Source organism: Frigoribacterium sp. MEB024 (assembly GCF_000878135.1).
Classification (GTDB): domain Bacteria; phylum Actinomycetota; class Actinomycetes; order Actinomycetales; family Microbacteriaceae; genus Frigoribacterium.
Genome location: NZ_JXQZ01000121.1, coordinates 1 through 202, shown reverse-complemented (window position 1 = coordinate 202; position 202 = coordinate 1). Strand labels below are relative to the sequence as shown.

Genomic DNA, 202 nt, shown 5'->3' with positions numbered 1-202 from the left:
TCCTCGTCCGAGCCCAGCGCCGCGTCGACGCCCGCCGCGTCGATCGCCGACCTCAGCAACGGTGTCGACACCCAGGTCGCCGTCGACCAGTCCTTCGTCGACGCGATCACCAGCCTCGGCCTGACCCCCGGCGTCGTCGGCACCGCGACCTTCACCGACGGCACGTTCTCGTTCCCGATCACCGGCGGCAACGTCGACTACT

Annotated in this window: 1 pseudogene; it reads left to right on the top strand. The window is 70.3% G+C overall.

What is annotated here, in order from left to right:
- Positions 1 to 202, top strand: a pseudogene (locus tag SZ60_RS17585) (hypothetical protein); the annotation flags it as partial.